General features: G+C 73.3%; 16 protein-coding genes. 8 read left to right on the plus strand and 8 right to left on the minus strand.

What is annotated here, in order from left to right; translation table 11 throughout:
• Window positions 1-67 precede the first annotated feature (67 nt).
• The 3 genes from ABZZ17_RS03980 (at window position 68) to ABZZ17_RS03990 (ending at window position 3,660) form a co-directional block, all read left to right on the plus strand.
• Window positions 68-1,084 carry a helix-turn-helix domain-containing protein gene (locus ABZZ17_RS03980; RefSeq protein ID WP_356871690.1) on the plus strand — a complete coding sequence of 339 codons (1,017 nt, stop codon included), beginning with the start codon at window positions 68-70 and terminating at the stop codon, window positions 1,082-1,084.
• Between the two features lie 168 nt (window positions 1,085-1,252).
• Window positions 1,253-2,821 carry a D-alanyl-D-alanine carboxypeptidase/D-alanyl-D-alanine-endopeptidase gene (gene dacB / locus ABZZ17_RS03985; RefSeq protein WP_356871692.1) on the plus strand — a complete coding sequence of 523 codons (1,569 nt, stop codon included), beginning with the start codon at window positions 1,253-1,255 and terminating at the stop codon, window positions 2,819-2,821.
• 5 nt (window positions 2,822-2,826) lie between these two features.
• Window positions 2,827-3,660: a class I SAM-dependent methyltransferase gene (locus ABZZ17_RS03990; protein ID WP_356871694.1), complete on the plus strand. Its 834-nt coding sequence runs from the start codon at window positions 2,827-2,829 to the stop codon at window positions 3,658-3,660.
• Between the two features lie 31 nt (window positions 3,661-3,691).
• Here the strand turns inward: ABZZ17_RS03990 and ABZZ17_RS03995 are convergent, their stop codons facing one another.
• The 3 genes from ABZZ17_RS03995 to ABZZ17_RS04005 all read right to left on the minus strand — a co-directional run bounded on the left by ABZZ17_RS03995 (window position 3,692) and on the right by ABZZ17_RS04005 (window position 6,896).
• Window positions 3,692-5,521 (minus strand): glycoside hydrolase family 15 protein, encoded by a 1,830-nt coding sequence (locus ABZZ17_RS03995; RefSeq protein ID WP_356871696.1) that lies wholly within the window; start codon window positions 5,519-5,521, stop codon window positions 3,692-3,694.
• Window positions 5,522-5,746: 225 nt separating this feature from the next.
• Entirely contained in the window at window positions 5,747-6,184 is a 438-nt protein-coding gene (locus ABZZ17_RS04000) for a hypothetical protein (RefSeq protein WP_356871698.1), read from the minus strand.
• Between the two features lie 115 nt (window positions 6,185-6,299).
• A complete protein-coding gene (locus ABZZ17_RS04005) occupies window positions 6,300-6,896 on the minus strand; it encodes a TetR/AcrR family transcriptional regulator (protein ID WP_356871700.1) in 597 nt (198 codons plus the stop codon).
• Between the two features lie 135 nt (window positions 6,897-7,031).
• Here ABZZ17_RS04005 and ABZZ17_RS04010 point away from each other — a divergent pair, with 135 nt between their 5' ends.
• Entirely contained in the window at window positions 7,032-8,462 is a 1,431-nt protein-coding gene (locus ABZZ17_RS04010) for an amidase (RefSeq protein ID WP_356871702.1), read from the plus strand.
• 19 nt (window positions 8,463-8,481) lie between these two features.
• Here ABZZ17_RS04010 and ABZZ17_RS04015 read toward each other — a convergent pair whose 3' ends face one another.
• Window positions 8,482-9,171, minus strand: coding sequence for a DUF4230 domain-containing protein (locus tag ABZZ17_RS04015; protein WP_356871704.1), 690 nt, complete (start codon window positions 9,169-9,171; stop codon window positions 8,482-8,484).
• A 131-nt stretch (window positions 9,172-9,302) separates the two neighbouring features.
• Here ABZZ17_RS04015 and ABZZ17_RS04020 point away from each other — a divergent pair, with 131 nt between their 5' ends.
• Window positions 9,303-10,046 (plus strand): VanZ family protein, encoded by a 744-nt coding sequence (locus ABZZ17_RS04020; RefSeq protein WP_356871706.1) that lies wholly within the window; start codon window positions 9,303-9,305, stop codon window positions 10,044-10,046.
• Here ABZZ17_RS04020 and ABZZ17_RS04025 read toward each other — a convergent pair.
• Window positions 10,009-10,944, minus strand: a complete 936-nt coding sequence (locus tag ABZZ17_RS04025; RefSeq protein WP_356871708.1) for an oxidoreductase — start codon at window positions 10,942-10,944, stop codon at window positions 10,009-10,011. The genes ABZZ17_RS04020 and ABZZ17_RS04025 overlap by 38 nt on opposite strands.
• A gap of 81 nt (window positions 10,945-11,025) precedes the next feature.
• Here ABZZ17_RS04025 and ABZZ17_RS04030 point away from each other — a divergent pair, with 81 nt between their 5' ends.
• Window positions 11,026-11,637: a TetR family transcriptional regulator gene (locus ABZZ17_RS04030; RefSeq protein WP_356871710.1), complete on the plus strand. Its 612-nt coding sequence runs from the start codon at window positions 11,026-11,028 to the stop codon at window positions 11,635-11,637.
• A 71-nt stretch (window positions 11,638-11,708) separates the two neighbouring features.
• Window positions 11,709-13,073 carry a radical SAM protein gene (locus tag ABZZ17_RS04035; RefSeq protein ID WP_356871712.1) on the plus strand — a complete coding sequence of 455 codons (1,365 nt, stop codon included), beginning with the start codon at window positions 11,709-11,711 and terminating at the stop codon, window positions 13,071-13,073.
• 58 nt (window positions 13,074-13,131) lie between these two features.
• Here the strand turns inward: ABZZ17_RS04035 and ABZZ17_RS04040 are convergent, their stop codons facing one another.
• The 3 genes from ABZZ17_RS04040 to ABZZ17_RS04050 form a co-directional block, all read right to left on the minus strand.
• Window positions 13,132-14,856 (minus strand): acyl-CoA dehydrogenase family protein, encoded by a 1,725-nt coding sequence (locus tag ABZZ17_RS04040; protein WP_356871714.1) that lies wholly within the window; start codon window positions 14,854-14,856, stop codon window positions 13,132-13,134.
• Window positions 14,857-14,905: 49 nt separating this feature from the next.
• Complete coding sequence (locus ABZZ17_RS04045; RefSeq protein WP_356871716.1) at window positions 14,906-15,460, minus strand: PadR family transcriptional regulator; 555 nt, start codon at window positions 15,458-15,460, stop codon at window positions 14,906-14,908.
• A gap of 126 nt (window positions 15,461-15,586) precedes the next feature.
• On the minus strand, window positions 15,587-16,177 hold the full coding sequence (locus tag ABZZ17_RS04050; RefSeq protein ID WP_356871718.1) for a hypothetical protein: 591 nt from the start codon (window positions 16,175-16,177) through the stop codon (window positions 15,587-15,589).
• Window positions 16,178-16,390: 213 nt separating this feature from the next.
• Between ABZZ17_RS04050 and ABZZ17_RS04055 the strand changes: the two genes are divergently transcribed.
• On the plus strand, window positions 16,391-16,846 hold the full coding sequence (locus ABZZ17_RS04055; protein WP_356871720.1) for a hypothetical protein: 456 nt from the start codon (window positions 16,391-16,393) through the stop codon (window positions 16,844-16,846).
• Window positions 16,847-16,915 lie beyond the last annotated feature (69 nt).

Raw genomic sequence — 16,915 nt, forward strand, 5'->3', positions numbered from 1 at the left:
CGTGGGTGTCATGCGGAGAGTCCACGGCATCGGTGTCCGGCGGCCAACGGATGTAGCGTGGAGCTTAATGATCACTTTCGAACTCGGTGTGGAGGATCTGGCGGACACCCGGTTCGCCCTCTCTCCCCTGTACGAGACCGTGCTCAGCCTGCGGGTGCTGCGCGAGCCGGGGTTGTCCGCGCTGCACCTGCCGTGGCGCAGGTCGGTCCTCGGCGGCGCGGGCGGGCACGGGGGCGGACCCGCCGGGCTCCGCGCGGCCGACACCGAGCTGTTGATGTCGCTGATGCCGGTGCGGCGCACCCTGCCCGACTTCCTCACGCCGCGGCCGACGCGCTTCGACGCGTCCTTCGAGGAGGAACTGGCCGTCGTCCGGCGCACCTCCCCCGCCGTGGTGCGCCGCGACCTGCTGGCCGCGCACGCCCCCGACCCGCTCCCCGCGCCGCTGCACGCCGCCCTCGCCGCGCGGGACGCCCCGGTGGTGGGACTGCGCGACGCGCTCTGCGCACTGCTGCGCCGTTACTGGGAGGCCGCCGTCAGGCCCGCCTGGCCGCAGATGCGGCTGGTCCTGGAGGCCGACATGACCTACCGGGCCCGTCAACTGGCCTTGGGAGGTGCCCGGTTGCTGTTCGCCGACATGCATCCGAACCTGCGCTGGCAGGGCGGGGTCCTGCACGTCGACAAGATGATCAGCCGGCACCACGTCAAGGCCGCGGGGCGCGGACTGCTGCTCGTACCGTCCGTGTTCGCCCACAAGCCGGCGCCGCCGGTCGGCCCGGACGAACCGCCGACGCTGGCATACCCCAGCCGTGGGGTGGCCACGCTGTGGGGGCCCGCGCCGGTGGTCGCCGCACCCGCCCTCGCCTCCCTGCTGGGGGCACCCCGGGCGCGGCTGCTCGGCCTCCTCGAAGAACCGCTCCCGACCGTCGAGGCCGCCCGCCGCCTCGGGGTCACCCCGAGTGCCGTGTCGCAGCACCTGCGCGTGCTGTACGCCACCGGCCTCGTCACGCGGGCGCGCGACGGACGTCACGTCCTCTACCGCCGCAGCCCGCTCGGCGATCAGCTGACGGGCCGGAGCGCGGGCTGAGCAGGCCCCCGGCCGGGCGCTCCCCCGGCGACGTGCGCCCGCGGGGCGGGCGTGCCACGCTGGTCTGAACCCCGGGCCACGCCGGCCGGGTGGTGCGGCCGGATCCCGTCGAGACGAGCGGGGTGTGCTGTGGTGCGAGGAAGATGCTCCGGTCCCCTGCGGCGGCGCGTGTCCGCCGCGTTCGGGGCCCTGCTGCTCGTCGCCCTGACCTCGGGCGCCGCGTACGGACCGACCCCCTCACCGTCGCCGTCCCCGGCCGGGGACGCGGCCCCGCTCGACCCGCGCATCACGGAGATCATGCGCAAGCCCGAGTACCGCCACGCCCAGTGGGGTCTCCTCCAGGTCGATCCGGACGGCCGGGTGGTGCGTTCCGCGTTCCCGGGGCAGGTGTTCATCCCGGGGTCCACCGCGAAGCTGTTCAGCGTGTCCGGGCCGTGGCACACCCTCGGCGCCGAGCACCGCTTCGAGACGCCGGTCTACGCGGTCGGCGAGCGCGACGGCGCCACCCTGGACGGGAACCTGGCCCTGGTCGCCCAGGGCGATCTGACGATGGGCGGCCGCACCCGCCCCGACGGCACGGTGGCGTTCACCGACCTCGACCACACCTACGCCAACGACGTCCCCGGCGCGACGCTCACCCCCGAGGACCCCCTCGCCGGGATCGACCAGCTCGCTCGGCAGGTGCGGCGCTCGGGCATCACCCGGGTCGACGGGGACGTGGTCGTCGACAGCCGCCTCTTCGCGCCGGACCCGGTCCTCGATCCCACGCCGACCCCGATGATCGTCAACGACAACCTCATCGACCTGCTGACCACCCCCGGGGACCGGCCCGACGCCCCCGCCCGGCTCGACTGGCGGCCCAAGGTCGCCCCGTACCGGGTGACCTCGACGGTCAAGACGGTGGCGGCGGGGCAGACGGGCTCCGTCAACGTGACGGCCTCCGAGAACGGCACCCGGATCCAGCTGTCCGGCACGATCGCGGTGGGCGCCGCCCCGGTGCTGCGGGTGTCCCCCGTCGCCGACCCGGCGGCGTTCGGGCGCACCGCGCTGATCGAGGCGCTCGGGCGGGCCGGGGTGGAGGTCACCGCCGACCCGGCGGGCCCCAACCCGGTGGCCGTGCTGCCCCGGACGTACGAGGGACGCCCGCGGGTGGCCCTGTACACCTCCCCGCCGTACGCGGACTACGCCGAGCTCATCCTCAAGGTCAGCCACAACCTGGGCGCCAACCTCGGGATCTGCCTGATGGCGGTCGACGCCGGCAGTCACGCGTGCATGGACGGCTTCCCGGTCCTGGCCCGGTTCCTCGACGGGGCGGGCGTGGACCGGAAGCAGGTGCAGCTCCTGGACGGCCGGGGCGGGAACCCCGTCGACCGGGCGACACCGCAGGCGGACATCCAGATGCTGACCTACTGGACGCGCACACCGCAGGCGCGCCGCTTCCGGGAGGCACTGCCGGTCCTCGGCGTCGACGGACTGCTCGCGACCAACTGCCGGGACTGCCCGGCCCGCGGCAAGGTGTTCGCCAAGACCGGGGCCGCCGTCGGCTTCGACGCCCTCAACAACCGGCTGGGCGTGGGCGCGATGACGATCGCCGGGTACCTGGAGCGGGGCGACGGCCGCTTCGACGTGTTCTACGCGGGCGTCACCGGGGCCGCCACGCCCACGACCGACCCGGAGGGGATCCTGAGCGTCGCCAACGACGTCGCCATGATCGCCGCCTACCTCCAGGAGGGGTGAGCGCCATGCCGGAAACCGGCCCGGCCGACGACGGAGCGGTTGCGGGGCCCGCCGCGCCCGGCCGCTACGGCAGCGAGGTCTTCCAGCCCGGGCGGGCCGGGGAGGAGGGGCGCATCGACCTCGGCGCCCTCGCGTACGACGACGTCACCCTCGCCCGGCTGCGGGAGCTGGGGGCCGGGCCCGGCTGGGAGTGCCTCGAACTCGGGGCGGGCACCGGCAGCGTGGCGCGGCGGCTGCTGCGGGAGGCCCGTGTTTCGAGCGTGCTGGCCGTCGACCGGGACGTCCGCTTCCTGGCGGCCCGCCCCGAGCCCGGGCTCGGCGTCCTGGAGGCGGACGTCCTCGACCCGGGGTTCGACCCCGGCCGGTTCCGGCTGGTCCACGCCCGGTTCGTCCTGATGCACCTGCCCGGGCGGGAGCGCCTGATCTCCCGCCTCGCCGGACTGCTCGTCCCCGGCGGGGTCCTGGTCCTCGGGGACGCCGTCGACGTGACGGGCGGGGCCGCGCCCACGACCCCGTACGCGCTGGCGATGCGGGCCATGTGGCAGGGGCTGCGCGAGACGATCGGCACCGACGTGTCCTGGACCCCGCACTACCCACACCTGCTGCGCGCCGCCGGGCTGGCCGACGTGGCCGCGGAGGTCCGGGTCCCGCCGCTGGTGCCCGGCAGCCCGATCAGCCGGTTCTGGGCCGACACCTGGGACCGGGCCCGGGCGGCCATGACCGCGACGGGGCTGGTGGACGACGCGGGGATCGACGCGGCGGTCCGCTACCTCGACTCCCCCGACTGCGCCGACCTGTCGCCCGGGCTGATCACGGCCTGGGGCCGCCGGGCCGGCTGAGCCCCGCGGTACGCCGCCGGGCGGTGCCCGGTCAGCCGGCGCCCGGTGCCGCGTCGAGTTCGGCGTCGAGGGTGAGGGCGGCGGTGATGAGGGCGAGGTGGGTGAAGGCCTGGGGGAAGTTGCCGAGCTGCTCGCCCGTGGGGCCGATCTCCTCGGCGAACAGCCCGACGTGGTTGCCGTAGGTGAGCATCTTGTCGAAGGCGTAGCGGGCCTGTTCCGCCCGTCCGGCGCGGGCGAGGGCGTAGACGTACAGGAAGCTGCACAGGGAGAAGGTGCCCTCGGTGCCCCGCAGGCCGTCGGGGGAGGCTCGCGGGTCGTAGCGGTAGACGAGGCTGTCGGCGACGAGTTCGGCGTCCATGGCCTCCAGCGTGGACAGCCAGCGGGGATCCTTCGGCGAGACGAATCCGACGAGGGGCATCAGCAGCAGGGAGGCGTCCAGGACGGTGGTGTCGTGGTGCTGGACGAACGCCCCGCGTTCCTCGCTCCAGCCGCGGGTCATGATCTGTTCCAGGACCGCGTCCCGTGCGGCGGTCCAGCGGGGCAGGTCCGCCGGCCGGGCGTTGGCCGTGGCCTGGCGGATGCCGCGGTCGAAGGCCACCCAGCACATGAGACGGCTGTACGTGAAGTGCTGCCGGCCGCCCCGGGTTTCCCAGATGCCCTCGTCGGCGCGGTCCCAGTTCTCGCAGAGCCAGTCCAGCAGGCCCGCGAAGAGCTTCCAGCCGTCGTAGCCGATCACGTGGGTGGCGTGGTCGACCTGGGCGAGGGCGTAGACGGCCTCGCCGTAGATGTCCAGTTGCAGCTGGGAGGCGGCGCCGTTGCCGACGCGCACCGGGGCGGAGCCGCGCCAGCCCTCCAGGTGGCCGAGGACCTCCTCGGGCAGGTACGGGTCGCCGTCGACGCGGTACATGATCTGCAGGGGTTCGCCGTTGGGGGCGCCGCCGTCGTAGAGGCGTTGGCCGAGCCAGGCGCGGAAGGCGTCGGCCTCTTCCGTGAAGCCGAGGTCGCGCATGGCCCGTACGGACAGGGAGGCGTCCCGGACCCAGGTGTAGCGGTAGTCCCAGTTGCGTTCGCCGCCCTCCTGCTCGGGCAGGCCGAGGGTGGCGGCGGCGATGGGGGCGCCGGTGGGCGCGTAGGTGAGGAGCTTGAGGGTGATGGCGGAGCGGTTGACGATCTCCTGCCAGCGGCCCCGGTAGGTGCACCGGCCGATCCAGCCGTGCCAGAAGAGGCGTACGCCGGTGAACTCCTCGATCATGGCGGCCTCGGTCGGGGGGTCCGGGGCGCGGCCGCGGGCGTCGCGGACCGTGAGGACGACGGCGGCGCGCTCGCCGGCCACCAGGGTGACGCCCGCGCGTACGTCGTTCCCCTCGGCCTCCAGCGGTACGGGGCCGACGCTCTGGAGGTACGCGGTGACGTCCGGGCCCTCGAAGCGGGCGGTGGCGCCGTCCAGGGCCAGGGTGTGGGGGGCGCGGCCGTAGTCGAAGCGCGGGCGGCACTCCAGGGCGAAGCGCACGGTTCCGCGTACGGCGCGCAGGACGCGCACCACCCGGTGGCGGTCGGTGGCGACGGGTTCGCGCACGACGGGCATGTAGTCGATGACCTCGCCGACTCCGTCCGTGGTGAGGAAGCGGGTGATGAGGACGGCGGTGTCGGCGAGGTAGAGCTGGCGGGTGGTGACGTCGGGGGCGTCGGCGGTGATCGCGAAGTGGCCGCCCCTGTCGTGGTCGAGGAGGCCGGCGAAGATGCTGGGCGAGTCGAAGCGCGGCGAGCAGAACCAGTCCAGGACGCCGTCGGAGGACACGAGCGCGCAGGTCTGGAGGTCTCCGATCAGGCCGTGCTCGGCGATCGGCGGGTAGCGGCGCATCGGCGGTCTCCCTCGGCTGTGGAGGCCGCCCGGCCCGGCAGCGGCGGGAGGCGTCCCGCCTCCACCCTGGGGCGTGCCGCCCCGAGGGACCATCAGGGTGGGCCCTCCGGGTGAGGTCGCGCCGCCCGGCGGGGCGGCCGGACGTGCAGGAGGCCCCGCGCACGGGAAGTGCGCGGGGCCGGACCGGCGTTCGCGCCGGTGCGTGGCACCGGGTCGGCGGCGCCGTCAGAAAGTGCGGCGGGTGTACCAGGTGGCCTGGCTGCCGGGGTTGGTCAGGTCGACGGTGAGACCGGAGAGACGGCCGTCCGCGCCCCGGGTCCCCGTGTAGCGGCCGACGGGGCCGTGCGACCAGCGCACGGTGAAGTGGATGTCGTTGCCGTTCACGGCTCCGCCGTCGAGCGTCCCGACCGTGCTCCCCGAGGAGACGGTTCCGTAGAGGTTTCCGCCGCCGTCCTGCGACAGGTTGACCCGTACCGTCGCGTTGGTCTGGTAGATGTCCCAGACACCGCCGGCGTTGAACCCGGGCGCCCGGAGGGACGCCGACGCGGACGGGGCGGCCGTGGTGACGGTGTGGGCCGTCGCGGGGGCGACGAGCCCCGCGCCGAGCAGCAGGGCGACGGCTGCGGTGGTGAGGAGCCGGTGGGTGCGGTGCGAAACGGACATGAGCCCTCCAGGGGCGGCCAGGACGATCGGCCCGTGCATGGTGCACGGATGCCTCGCCCGGTGAACTACCCACGGTGACGGCCGTGAGCCCTGGATTCATCCGAACGGGTCGGCGTCAGCGTTCCCACAGCGCGGACAGGTGGGCGTGGAGGACGTCCTGGGCGTCCTGCGGGGTGAGGTGTCCGACGAGGACGTGCGCGGTGAGCCCGTCGGCGAGGGCTAGGAGCGTGCGGGCCTCGCGGCGGGCGTCGAGCGCCCCGGCCGCCCCGGTCCCCCCGGCCGCTTCCGCGACGAGTCCGGTGAACGCCTCCTGGAGGGCGGCGTAGTTGGCCTTCAGCGTCTCGGCCAGCGACGGACTGACGGCCGCCTGCGCGACGAAGGCGAGCCAGACCCGGGCCTCCGCGCGGTGTTCCTCGCCCAGCAGGGACAGTTCGGTGACCGCTCCGCCCAGGGCGGTGGCCGCCGATTGCGCGGGGCTCCGCAGCAGCCGGGCCCGCACCCGTCCGGTGATCTGCTCGCCGACGTGTCCGAGGGCGAAGACGAGCATCTCGTCCTTGGTGCGGAAGCACCGTTGGACGGCGCCCATCGACACCTGCGCGCGGGCGGCGACATCACGCAGGGTCACCCCTTCCAGGCCGCGTTCGTCGGCGAGGCGGCATACCGCTTCGGCGATGAGCCGGCGCCGGCCCTCGTGGTCCACCTGCCTGGGCATGCCGGCCGCCCTCCCCGTCGTGGCGCGCGTGTGCTTCCGTCTCCCCGCACTTTATCCGATGCGACCGCATCGGATGACGCGCTACAGTACCGATGCAAGCGCATCGGAACGAAGACGGGAAAGGCGGTACGGGTCATGCCCGACGCCCTGTGGAGGATGCCGGCCGGCCGGCAGGCGGCGGCCGTGCGGAGCGGGGAGGTCTCGGCGGCGGAGCTGGTCGAGAGCCACCTGGAACGCATCGCCGAGGTGAACCCCGCGGTGAACGCGGTCACCCAGCTCATGGCCGGCCGGGCCCGCGAGGCCGCGGCGGACACCGACCGCCGCCGGGCCGCCGGCGAGGCGCTCGGGCCGCTCGCCGGGGTGCCGTTCACGGTGAAGGAGAGCACCCCGGTCGAAGGGGTGCCGACGACCTTCGGAGTCCCGCGCTTCCGCGACCTGGTGGCGCGGGCCGACGCCCCGCCCGTGGCCCGGCTGCGGGCCGCCGGGGCGGTCCCGATCGGGCACGCCAACGTACCCACGCTGATCCTGGCCGGGATGCACACCCGCAGCGAGCTGTTCGGCGACACGGTCAACCCGTGGGACCCCGCCCTGACCCCGGGCGGCAGCAGCGGGGGTGACGCCGTGGCCGTCGCCACCGGCATGGCGGCGCTCGGCCTCGGCAACGACTCCGGCGGCTCGATCCGCGTCCCGGCACAGTTCTGCGGCGTGGCGGGGCTGAAGCCGACCACGGGGCGCTTCCCGGCGGACCACCGCGTCCTCGGCCCCGACGACCCCGGGCCGGCCTCCCAGATGCTGGTCACCGACGGCCCGCTGGCCCGCCGGGTGGCCGACCTGCGCCTGGCCTACGAGGTGCTGGCCGGTACCGATCCGCGCGACCCGCGGGCCGTGCCGGTACCGGCGTACGGGGAGCCCCTCCCGGGGCCGGTCAAGGTAGCCGTGGTGCCGGATCCCGGCGGGCTCGGCGTGCACCCGGCGGTGCGCGCGGCCGTCGGGGCCGCCGCCGGGGCGCTCCGGGACGCCGGGTACGACGTGCGCGAGGTGGCCGACGTACCGCGGCTCGAGGAGGCGCTGGAGGCGTACGGCCGGATCACCATGACGGAGTTCGCCCCGTCCTGGCCCGCGGTGCGCACGCTGCTCGGCCCGGGCGGGGACCGGTACATCGCGATGGCCATGGAGCGGACGCCGCCCGCGAGCGCGGAGGAGCTCGTGCGGCTGATGGGCACCTGGATGAGCATCCGCCGCTCCTGGGCCGAGTTCCTCGACGCCCACCCGCTGCTGCTCGGGCCGTCCTTCACCGAGCCGCCCGTCGCGCCGGGTCTGGAGTCGCGCGACGGGGCGGGCCGGGACCGGGTGGGGGCGGGGATGCGGCTGTGCACGGTGACCAGCTTCGTGGGGGTGCCCGCCGTGGCCGTGCCGACCGGGATCACGGACGGGCTGCCCTGCGGGGTGCAGATCGTGGGGCGGGCCTTCCGGGAGGACCTGTGCCTGGACGCGGCGCAGGCGGTCGAGGACCGGCTCGGGGTCCTCACCCCCGTCGATCCGCGCGGGCCCGGCCGGGCGCGCTGAGCCCCCGGCCGCCCGGCGGTCACACGTAGGAGACGGAGATCCGTTCGAAGCCGAGCGACCGCAGCAGGCCCTCCAGGACCGCCGTGGTGTTCCGTTCGGCGCGCTGGGTGAGCCCGCTCGCGCGGGCCGCCCCGTCGATCCGCTGGACGGCGAGCTTCTGCACGGCCTGTTCGCCCGCCGGGTTGTCCGAGAACAGGTCGCCCAGCCGGTCCAGCAGGCCGCGCTGTTTGGAGACGGCGTACGAGCGCTCCGGATCCAGCGCCGGGGTCCCGAGCGCGGCGTGGGGCAGCCGCAGGACGACCCCGGTCCGGTCCTTGTCGACGGTCACGGCCCGTTCGTCGAGTCCGCCCAGTTCCACGTAGGCGGAGACGGTTCCGGCGCCGACGTACAGGGTGCGGGTCCCGCGGACCGCGTCCGGGAGGAAGGGGGCGTCGTGTTCCAGGTCCACCACGACCTGGTAGTCGCCCGCGGCGCCCTCCAGCCGGCTCATGTCGCGCAGGGAGGTGAGCACGGCCGAGCCGGTCCGGTCGTGGGTGCGGGTGCCGAAGAGGTCGCCGAGGCCGGGGAGTTGGAGGAGCCGGCCGGCGACCAGGAGCAGGACGGCGACGGCCGCCAGGGCGACGGCGGCCCGTACCGCCCGGCGTCTGCGCTTCTTTCGCCGTACGTCCGGTCCGGGGGACGGCGCGGTGTCGTTCGCGTGGGTCTCCATGCGGAGCGGATGCCCCGTCAGTTCATGGTCATCCCGTGCACGTCGGCACCGGTCGGCGCGGGGCGGGCGTGGACGCCCCTCGGCGGGGTACACGGCCCGCCAGCATCCGAGCGGTTCCCGAGGGAGTGACCATGGACGATCCCAAGACCCCCGCCGAGCCCCGCCCGGCGGTCCCCGCCGAGCCCCGCAGCCGGCCGTGGCCGCGCCGGCGGCCGTCGGTTCCGCCGGCCCCGCCGCGTCCGCCCGTCCACCCGGTGCTGCGCGCCCTGGCGGTGCTGGCCGCCTTCGCGGGAACGGTCCTGTTCAGCCTCGCCCTGGCCCGCGTCACCCTGGAGCCGTCGGCGGCCTCCGCCGACCTCGTGCACAGCAACGTCCACCCGGGCGCCTCGATCCGCGCCTACCTCGACGGCGCGTCCGTCAAGGACGCCGCCAAGCAGCTCGGCGGCAACCTCCTGCTGGGCGTCCCGTTCGGGGTGCTGCTGCCCGTGCTGCTGCCGCAGGCCCGGGGGCTGCTCCGGGTGGCGCTGGCGACCTCCGTCGTGATGACGCTCGTCGAGCTCATCCAGGGGGCACTGGTCACGGGCCGGGCGTTCGACGTGGACGACGTCATCCTCAACACCAGCGGAGCGCTGCTGGGTTACCTCCTCCTCGGCCGCCGCATGGGCCGCGCGGTCCACCCGAGGCGCCACCACTGGTGGCACCGCCGGCCGCACCCCACTCCGGAGGAGCCCGCCCCGGCGGAAGCCGCCCCGCCGGTCACCGCCGGAACCGCACCCCGCACCGGCACCGCCATCGACACCGGCAAGGCGGCCGGACCGGGCCGGGTGAACCGGTGGATCACCCGGGCGTCGCGAACGCGAACCGCACGTCCGTGAGCCGTTCCGACAGCTCCCACAGCCTGCGGCCGGTTTCCCCGTCGGCCGCCGCCGGAGCCGTCTCCACCCGCGTCGGGCCTCCGCGCAGCTCGGCCGTGCCGTCGGGCCCGATGAACTGCCCGCCCTCCACGTCCGGGGCCGTCGCCGCGTACAGCTGGGGCAGCGCGCCCCGGTCCGGGGACTGGGCGAGCGGGGTGAGGACGCGGCCGAACAGCAGCTTCACCAGGCCGACCGGGCCGTTCGTCTGCAGGTTGGTGGCGGCGTAGCCGGGGTGTGCGAGCACGCTGCGCACCGGGCTGCCGGAGGCGGAGAGCCGTCGGTGGAGCTCCTGCCCGAAGACGGCGTTGGCGAATTTGGACTGGTTGTAGAACCTCATGGGCGCGTAGGCGCGTTCGCCGGAGAGGTCGTCGAAGTGCAGGCGGCCCCGCCGGTGGTTGGCCGAACTGACCGTCACCACCCGGGGCCGGTCGCCCGCGGACAGCAGGTCGAGCAGCAGTCCGGTGAGCGCGAAGTGGCCCAGGTGGTTGGCGGCGAACTGGATCTCGTGGCCCTGGGCGCTGAGCGTGCGGGGCGGTGCCATCACTCCGGCGTTGTTGACGAGGAGGTCCAGCCGGGGACGGCCCGCGCGTACTTCGCGGGCGAAGGCGCGGACCGACTCCAGGTCGGCGAGGTCGAGGCGGAGGACCTCCAGGCGGGCGTCCGGCTGCCCGGCGGTGATCTCGGCGGCGGCCCGGCGGCCCTTCTCCAGGTCGCGGACCGCGAGGATCACGCGGCCACCCCTGCTCGCGAGCGCCCGTGCCGTGGTCAGCCCCAGGCCGCTGTTGGCTCCGGTGACGACGGCGACCCGGCCGCTCTGGTCCGGTATCCGTTCGGCGCTCCAGCTCTGATGCGGTGTCATGCGGCACAGATTGTCGAATGTGGCACTTGGTGTCAAGGATGCTGCTGAACGCCATCTGAGGCATGGGGGTACGATGAGCCGGTGACCTCCCGCCCCGACCTCTCCATGGCCCAGCGCAAACGCCTGCTCGTCTCGAACGAGCTGACCGAAGCGGCACTGCAGTTGCTGGCGCTGAAGGGTTTCGACGTGGTCACGATCGACGAGATCGCCACCACGGCCGGCGTCTCCAAGCGGACGTTCTTCCGCTATTTCGCGTCCAAGGAGGACGTGGTCGTCCAGTTCCTGGCCGACATGGGCGCGGGCATCACCGCGGAACTCGCGGCGCGTCCGCCGCGGGAGCTGCCGTCGGTGGCGCTGCGGCACGCCGTCTCGGTCCCCCTCGGCGCCTGCGGCGACCACTCCGACCGGGCACTTCCGGTGGTGCGGCTGATCCTGCGCACACCGGCCCTGCTCGCCCGCTTCCTGGAGCGCCAGGCCGAATGGCGCGACGGCCTGACGGTGGAACTGGCGCGCCGCCTGGAGCTCGATCCCGAGGCCGATCTCTACCCGCGGCTGGCCGCCGGAATGGCGCTGACCGCCTTCGACGCCGTGCTGCACCGGTGGAGCTCCGGCGACGGGGACGAGGACCCGGCCGCACTGGCCGAACGGGCCTTCGCGATGATGGCACCGGCACTGGACGCCCGGACGAAGTGACCCGTACCGGCACGGACACAGCACGCGGTCAGTTCCGCGCGCCCCGGCGCGCGACCTCGAAGGAGTCGGAAATGAAGCGAAACGCGAACGGCGCGCACGACGCGGACGGCACGAGCCGCACCGCACTGATCGAGGACCTGATGGGCCGTTTCCCCCACGTGCCCCGGGAAGCCGTGATCAAGGAAGACCTCCTGCGGGGCGGCATGGCTTTCGACGAGTCAGCGCTCAGCGGCACCGCCGACGGCGGCAGCGGCGACGTCAAGCCGAAGTCGTACTTCATCTTCTCCTTCGACCACCGCACCCTGCCGGAGCTCGGGGCGGCCGCGCTCAACCGGCCACCCGAGGAGGTCGTGCTCACCGGCGGCCCGTACGACCTGCGCCGCACGGTCGTGTCGGTACGGGTCAACCCGGACTCCCCGTACGTGGTGCGGGGCGGCGAGGACGGCACGCTCGGCCTGTACCTGGACGGCGCGCGGATCGCGGACGTCGGCCTGCCGCCGATGCCGGAGTACTACCGGCACAAGCTGTCGAACGGCAAGTCGGTGATGGAGGTCGCGCCGACCATCCAGTGGGGCTACCTCATCTACCTGACGGTGTTCCGGGTGTGCCAGTACTTCGGCGCCAAGGAGGAGTGCCAGTTCTGCGACATCAACCACAACTGGCGCCAGCACAAGGCGGCCGGCCGCCCCTACACGGGCGTCAAGCCGGTCGAGGAGGTGCTGGAGGCCCTGGAGATCATCGACCGGTACGACACGGCGGGCGCCTCCAAGGCCTACACCCTCACGGGCGGCTCGATCACCTCCCAGGTCGCCGGCCGCGACGAGGCCGATTTCTACGGCCACTACGCGAAGGCCATCGAGGAGCGCTTCCCCGGCCGCTGGACCGGCAAGGTCGTCGCCCAGGCACTGCCCCGTGACGACGTGCAGCGCTTCCACGACTACGGCATCCGGATCTACCACCCGAACTTCGAGGTGTGGGACCGCCGGCTGTTCGAACTGCACTGCCCGGGCAAGGAGCGCTACGTCGGCCGCGACGAGTGGCACCGCCGGATCCTGGACTCCGCGGAGGTGTTCGGCGCCCGCAACGTGATCCCCAACTTCGTGGCGGGCATCGAGATGGCCGAGCCCTTCGGCTTCACCAAGGTGAGCGAGGCGATCGATTCGACCGCCGAGGGGCTGCGGTTCTTCATGTCGCACGGAGTCGTACCGCGGTTCACCACCTGGTGCCCGGAACCGACGACGCCGCTCGGCAAGGCCAACCCGCTGGGCGCGCCGCTCGAGTACCACATCCGGCTGCTGGAGACGTACCGGGCGACGCTGGAGGAGTTCGGCCTGAGCTCGCCCCCCGGCTACGGCCCGGCCGGTCCCGGCCGCGCGGTGTTCTCCGTCAGCTCGTTCATGGACAGCCTGGAGGGGCTGGAGGGCGAACAGGCCTGACGCGTGCGGGAGGGCCCGGCCCCGTCGCATCCTGCGACGGGGCCGGGCCCGTTCCGTGCTACGGCTTCATCTCGTAGGCGCCGGACAGCGCCTCGACGCGCGCCCAGACGCGGGCCGAGCGGTCGGCGTCGACGACCGGACGGCGGACCGCTCCGAGCGCCCAGGTCTGCTGCTCCCCGGTGGCGGAGTCCTTGCCGTGCAGTTCGACCGCGTGCGCGGAGAAGTCCCGGACGAGCACGGCGAACAGCTCGTCGAGGACGTCCTCGTCCAGGTCCGTCAGGCGGGCCTGCTCCAGGATCAGCTGGCCGTGGACGACCAGCGCGAAGAGCTGGCCGACGGCCAGGAGGAGGTCGAGGTCACGGCTCTGCTCCTCGCCGGGGGCGGCGGTCGTGACGAACTCGCACAGCGCGTCGGCCTGCTCGCGGAATCGGGCGACGTTGGGCAGCGCGGCGTACGCGTCGAAGGCGGGGCGCCAGTCGTGGAAGCGTACGGAGCCGAGGCCGCGGGCGGGGCCCTGGCGGAAGAGGAAGTCGTCGTCGGCCGCGTCGAGGCGGGTAGGGACGGGCGCGTACTCGGCCGGCTCCAGCAGGTGGTTGCGCATGAACTTGAGGATCAGGGCGAGGTTGACGTGGACCGTGCCCTCCAGCTTCGGCAGGCCGCGGATCTCGACGGCCGCCTGGGCGAAGTAGGTGTCCTTCTCGAAGCCCTTGGCCGCGATGACGTCCCACATGAGGTCGATGACCTTCTCGCCCTCGGTGGTCACCTTCATCTTGGTCATCGGGTTGAACAGCAGGTAGCGGCGGTCGTCGGGGCCGGCGGAGCGGAAGTAGTCGACGGCCCGGTCGCTGAACAGCTTCATCCCGACGAGGCGGACGTAGGCGTCGGCCAGCTCCCGGCGCACGTGCGGGAAGGCGGTGACGGGACGGCCGTACAGGACGCGGTTCTGCGCGTGGGTGACGGCCTCGTACATCGCGTGCTCGCAGATGCCGATCGAGGCCGTGCAGAGGTTGAACTTGCCGACGTTGACGGTGTTGAGGGCGGCGTCGAAGGCCGCGCGGCCGGTGTGCAGGACGTCATCGGCGCCGACCGGGTAGTCCTCCAGGCGGAACTCGCTGACGTACTTGGAGGAGTCGACGACGTTCTTCACGAGCCGGTACGCCGGGTGGCGGCTGTCGGCGGCGAAGAACACGTAGCCGTCGGCGCCCTCCACGTCGGTGCGGCGGCCGAAGACGGAGACGAGTCCGGCGGCGTTGCCGTTGCCGATGTAGTACTTGGAGCCGGTGGCGCGGAAGCCTCCGTCGCCGTCCGGGGTCAGCAGCATGTCGGTGGAGTAGATGTCGGCGCCGTGGGTCTTCTCGGACAGGCCGAAGGCGAACACCTCGCCCTCGGCGAGGAGTTCGGCGGCGCGGCCGCGGGCGGCGGCGTTGTCGCTCTGCCAGACCGGGCCGAGACCGAGGATGGTCACCTGCCAGGCGTACCAGTAGTCCAGGCCGTAGAAGCCGAAGATCTCGTTGAGGGCGGCGATCCGCGCGGTGTCCCAGCGCTTGTCCGTCTCCTGCGGTCCCGCGGCGGACGCCGGGGTCAGGAAGGCCGCGAAGAGGCCCTCCTTCGCGGAGAAGGCGAGGAAGTCGGCGAGCCAGGCACGGGAGCGGTAGTCCTCGATCAGCCGGCGCTTGCCGCGGTCCTCGAACCAGTCCACGGTGGCGCGCAGCAGCCGGCGGGTCTCGGGGTCGAAGTGCGCGGGGTCGTAGGTGTGCGGGTTGAACAGCAGCGGGTCGGTCATCGGTGTGCGCCTTTCGGGTCGGGGGTCGGGGTGGGGACGCGCGGGCGGCTCAGTGCTCGGCGAGCCGGTGGAGCGTGGCCAGTACGTCCTCCAGCCAGGCGAGCTGCATCCGCTCGTAGGCGATGCCGCCGCGGAGCACGACGTGCTGGAGCTCGCGGCCGGGGTCGGTGCCCTCGGGGGCTTCCGGGCCGGTGAAGTCGCGCCGCTCGCCGGCGAGGTAGTGCGTGAGCCGGTCGGCGTGCGCCCGGTGGTGCCGTTCCACCTCGCGGATCAGGGCGGCCGGGTCGTCGAAGGCCGCGCCGCGGATCTTCACCGCGAGCTCGTGGCGGACGGTGTCGGGCTGGATCGGCTCGCACAGCCAGGCGGAGAGGGCGCTCCGGCCGGCGTCGGCCACGGAGTACTCCTTCTTGTCCGGCCTGCCCTGCTGGGGCACCTCGCGGACGTCGAGCCAGCCGTCGCCCTCCATGCGCTTGAGCACGCGGTAGATCTGCTGGTGGGTCGCGGTCCAGAAGTAGCCGATGGACCGGTCGAAGCGACGGGCCAGCTCGTAGCCGGAGCCCGGCTGCTCCAGCAGGGAGACGAGGATCGCGTGCTCAAGGGCCATGCCCCGAATCTTTCTATGCAACTCGTTGCACATACAAGCGGCACTGCCCGGGTGAGACGCGGCTCACGACGACGAAGGCCCCCGCCGGCTGCCGGCGGGGGCCTCGAAGGGGGAAGGCGGGGAAACTCAGTAGGAGTTGCGGGACACCTTGAGGATCTTGCACTCGATCTTGTCGGACGCCTTCGCGGACCGGGCGACCTCGTAGCCGAGCACGCCGGCCGTGTCGTCGGTGTACTTCTGGCCCGGCGCGAGGTTCTGGCCCAGCGAGGTCAGGTCGGCCTTCTTCTGGCCGTTGACGAGGATCTCGCCCTCGACGAGGTAGGTGTACCGGCGGTCACCGCTGTTGACGTAGTCGACCGCGACGTCCAGTTCCTTGATGTCGTACTCGCCCGTCTGCACCTTGCAGCTGGTGACCTTCACGTCCTGGGTGATGTCCGGGTCCTTGCCGGCCGTGGAGGTGTCGCCGGGCTTGCCCTGGGCGTCGGGGGCGACCGAGGCGGAGTCGTAGCTCTTGTCCAGCTCCTTGCCGACCTCCTCGGCCGCCTCGCCCACCAGCACGGCGCACCCGCCGAGCAGGAGGAGACCGAGGACGGTGGGGATGCCGCAGCCGAGGGCGACCTTCTTCCCGGTGCTCATGCCCGGCTTCGGCGGGGGCGGGAACTGCTGGCCGTAGGGCTGCTGGGAGTGGCCGTAACCCGGCTGCTGGGGCGTGGACATGCAAGGACTCCTGGGGACGCGATGAAGAGCGGCGCTCAGCTTAAACAAAATGTTGAAGTTCCCCCTGCCGTACTCAGAGAGTGAGACGGCCACCTACAACCGGTCACGGGCCGCGTCACCCGAACGGACGCGGCCGGGTGTCAGGAGTCCGCTGCGCCTTGGAGGCTGGTGGTGCGTCCCGTTCGGGCGCTCCGCCGCATGAAGGAGCTTCTCGTGGCACAGCAATCGCCTTCCACCCCTCCCGTCGGCGCTCCGCGCGGCCGGGACGTGTACGACAGCCGGAGCGCATGGGCGTCGGGCGGCACCATGTTCGCCGGCGTCCTCCTCCTGGTGGACGGCGTCCTCGGCATCATCAAGGGCATCGCCGGCATCGCCGAGGACGACGTCTACACGAGACTGGGCGACTACGTCTTCAAGTTCAACGTCACCGCCTGGGGCTGGATCCACCTGATCCTCGGCATCGTCCTCGTGGTGGTCGGCGCCGGACTGCTCAAGCACGCGCTCTGGGCCCGTGCGACGGGCGTGGTGCTGGCGGCCATCAGCATCATCATCAACTTCATGTGGCTGCCCTACACCCCGGTCTGGGCGATCATCTCCATCGCCCTCGCCTGCTTCGTCATCTGGGCCCTGTGCAGCGACTCCAGCCGGTCCCGCTCCGCCGCCGCCTGATTCGGCACCTGACCCGCCCCCGGCCGCGCGCCGGGCCGGGCCGCCCCCGACGGGAAGAACGGCCCGCCG

The organism is Streptomyces sp. NPDC006512 (genome assembly GCF_040611935.1).
In the GTDB taxonomy this organism is placed as follows: domain Bacteria; phylum Actinomycetota; class Actinomycetes; order Streptomycetales; family Streptomycetaceae; genus Streptomyces.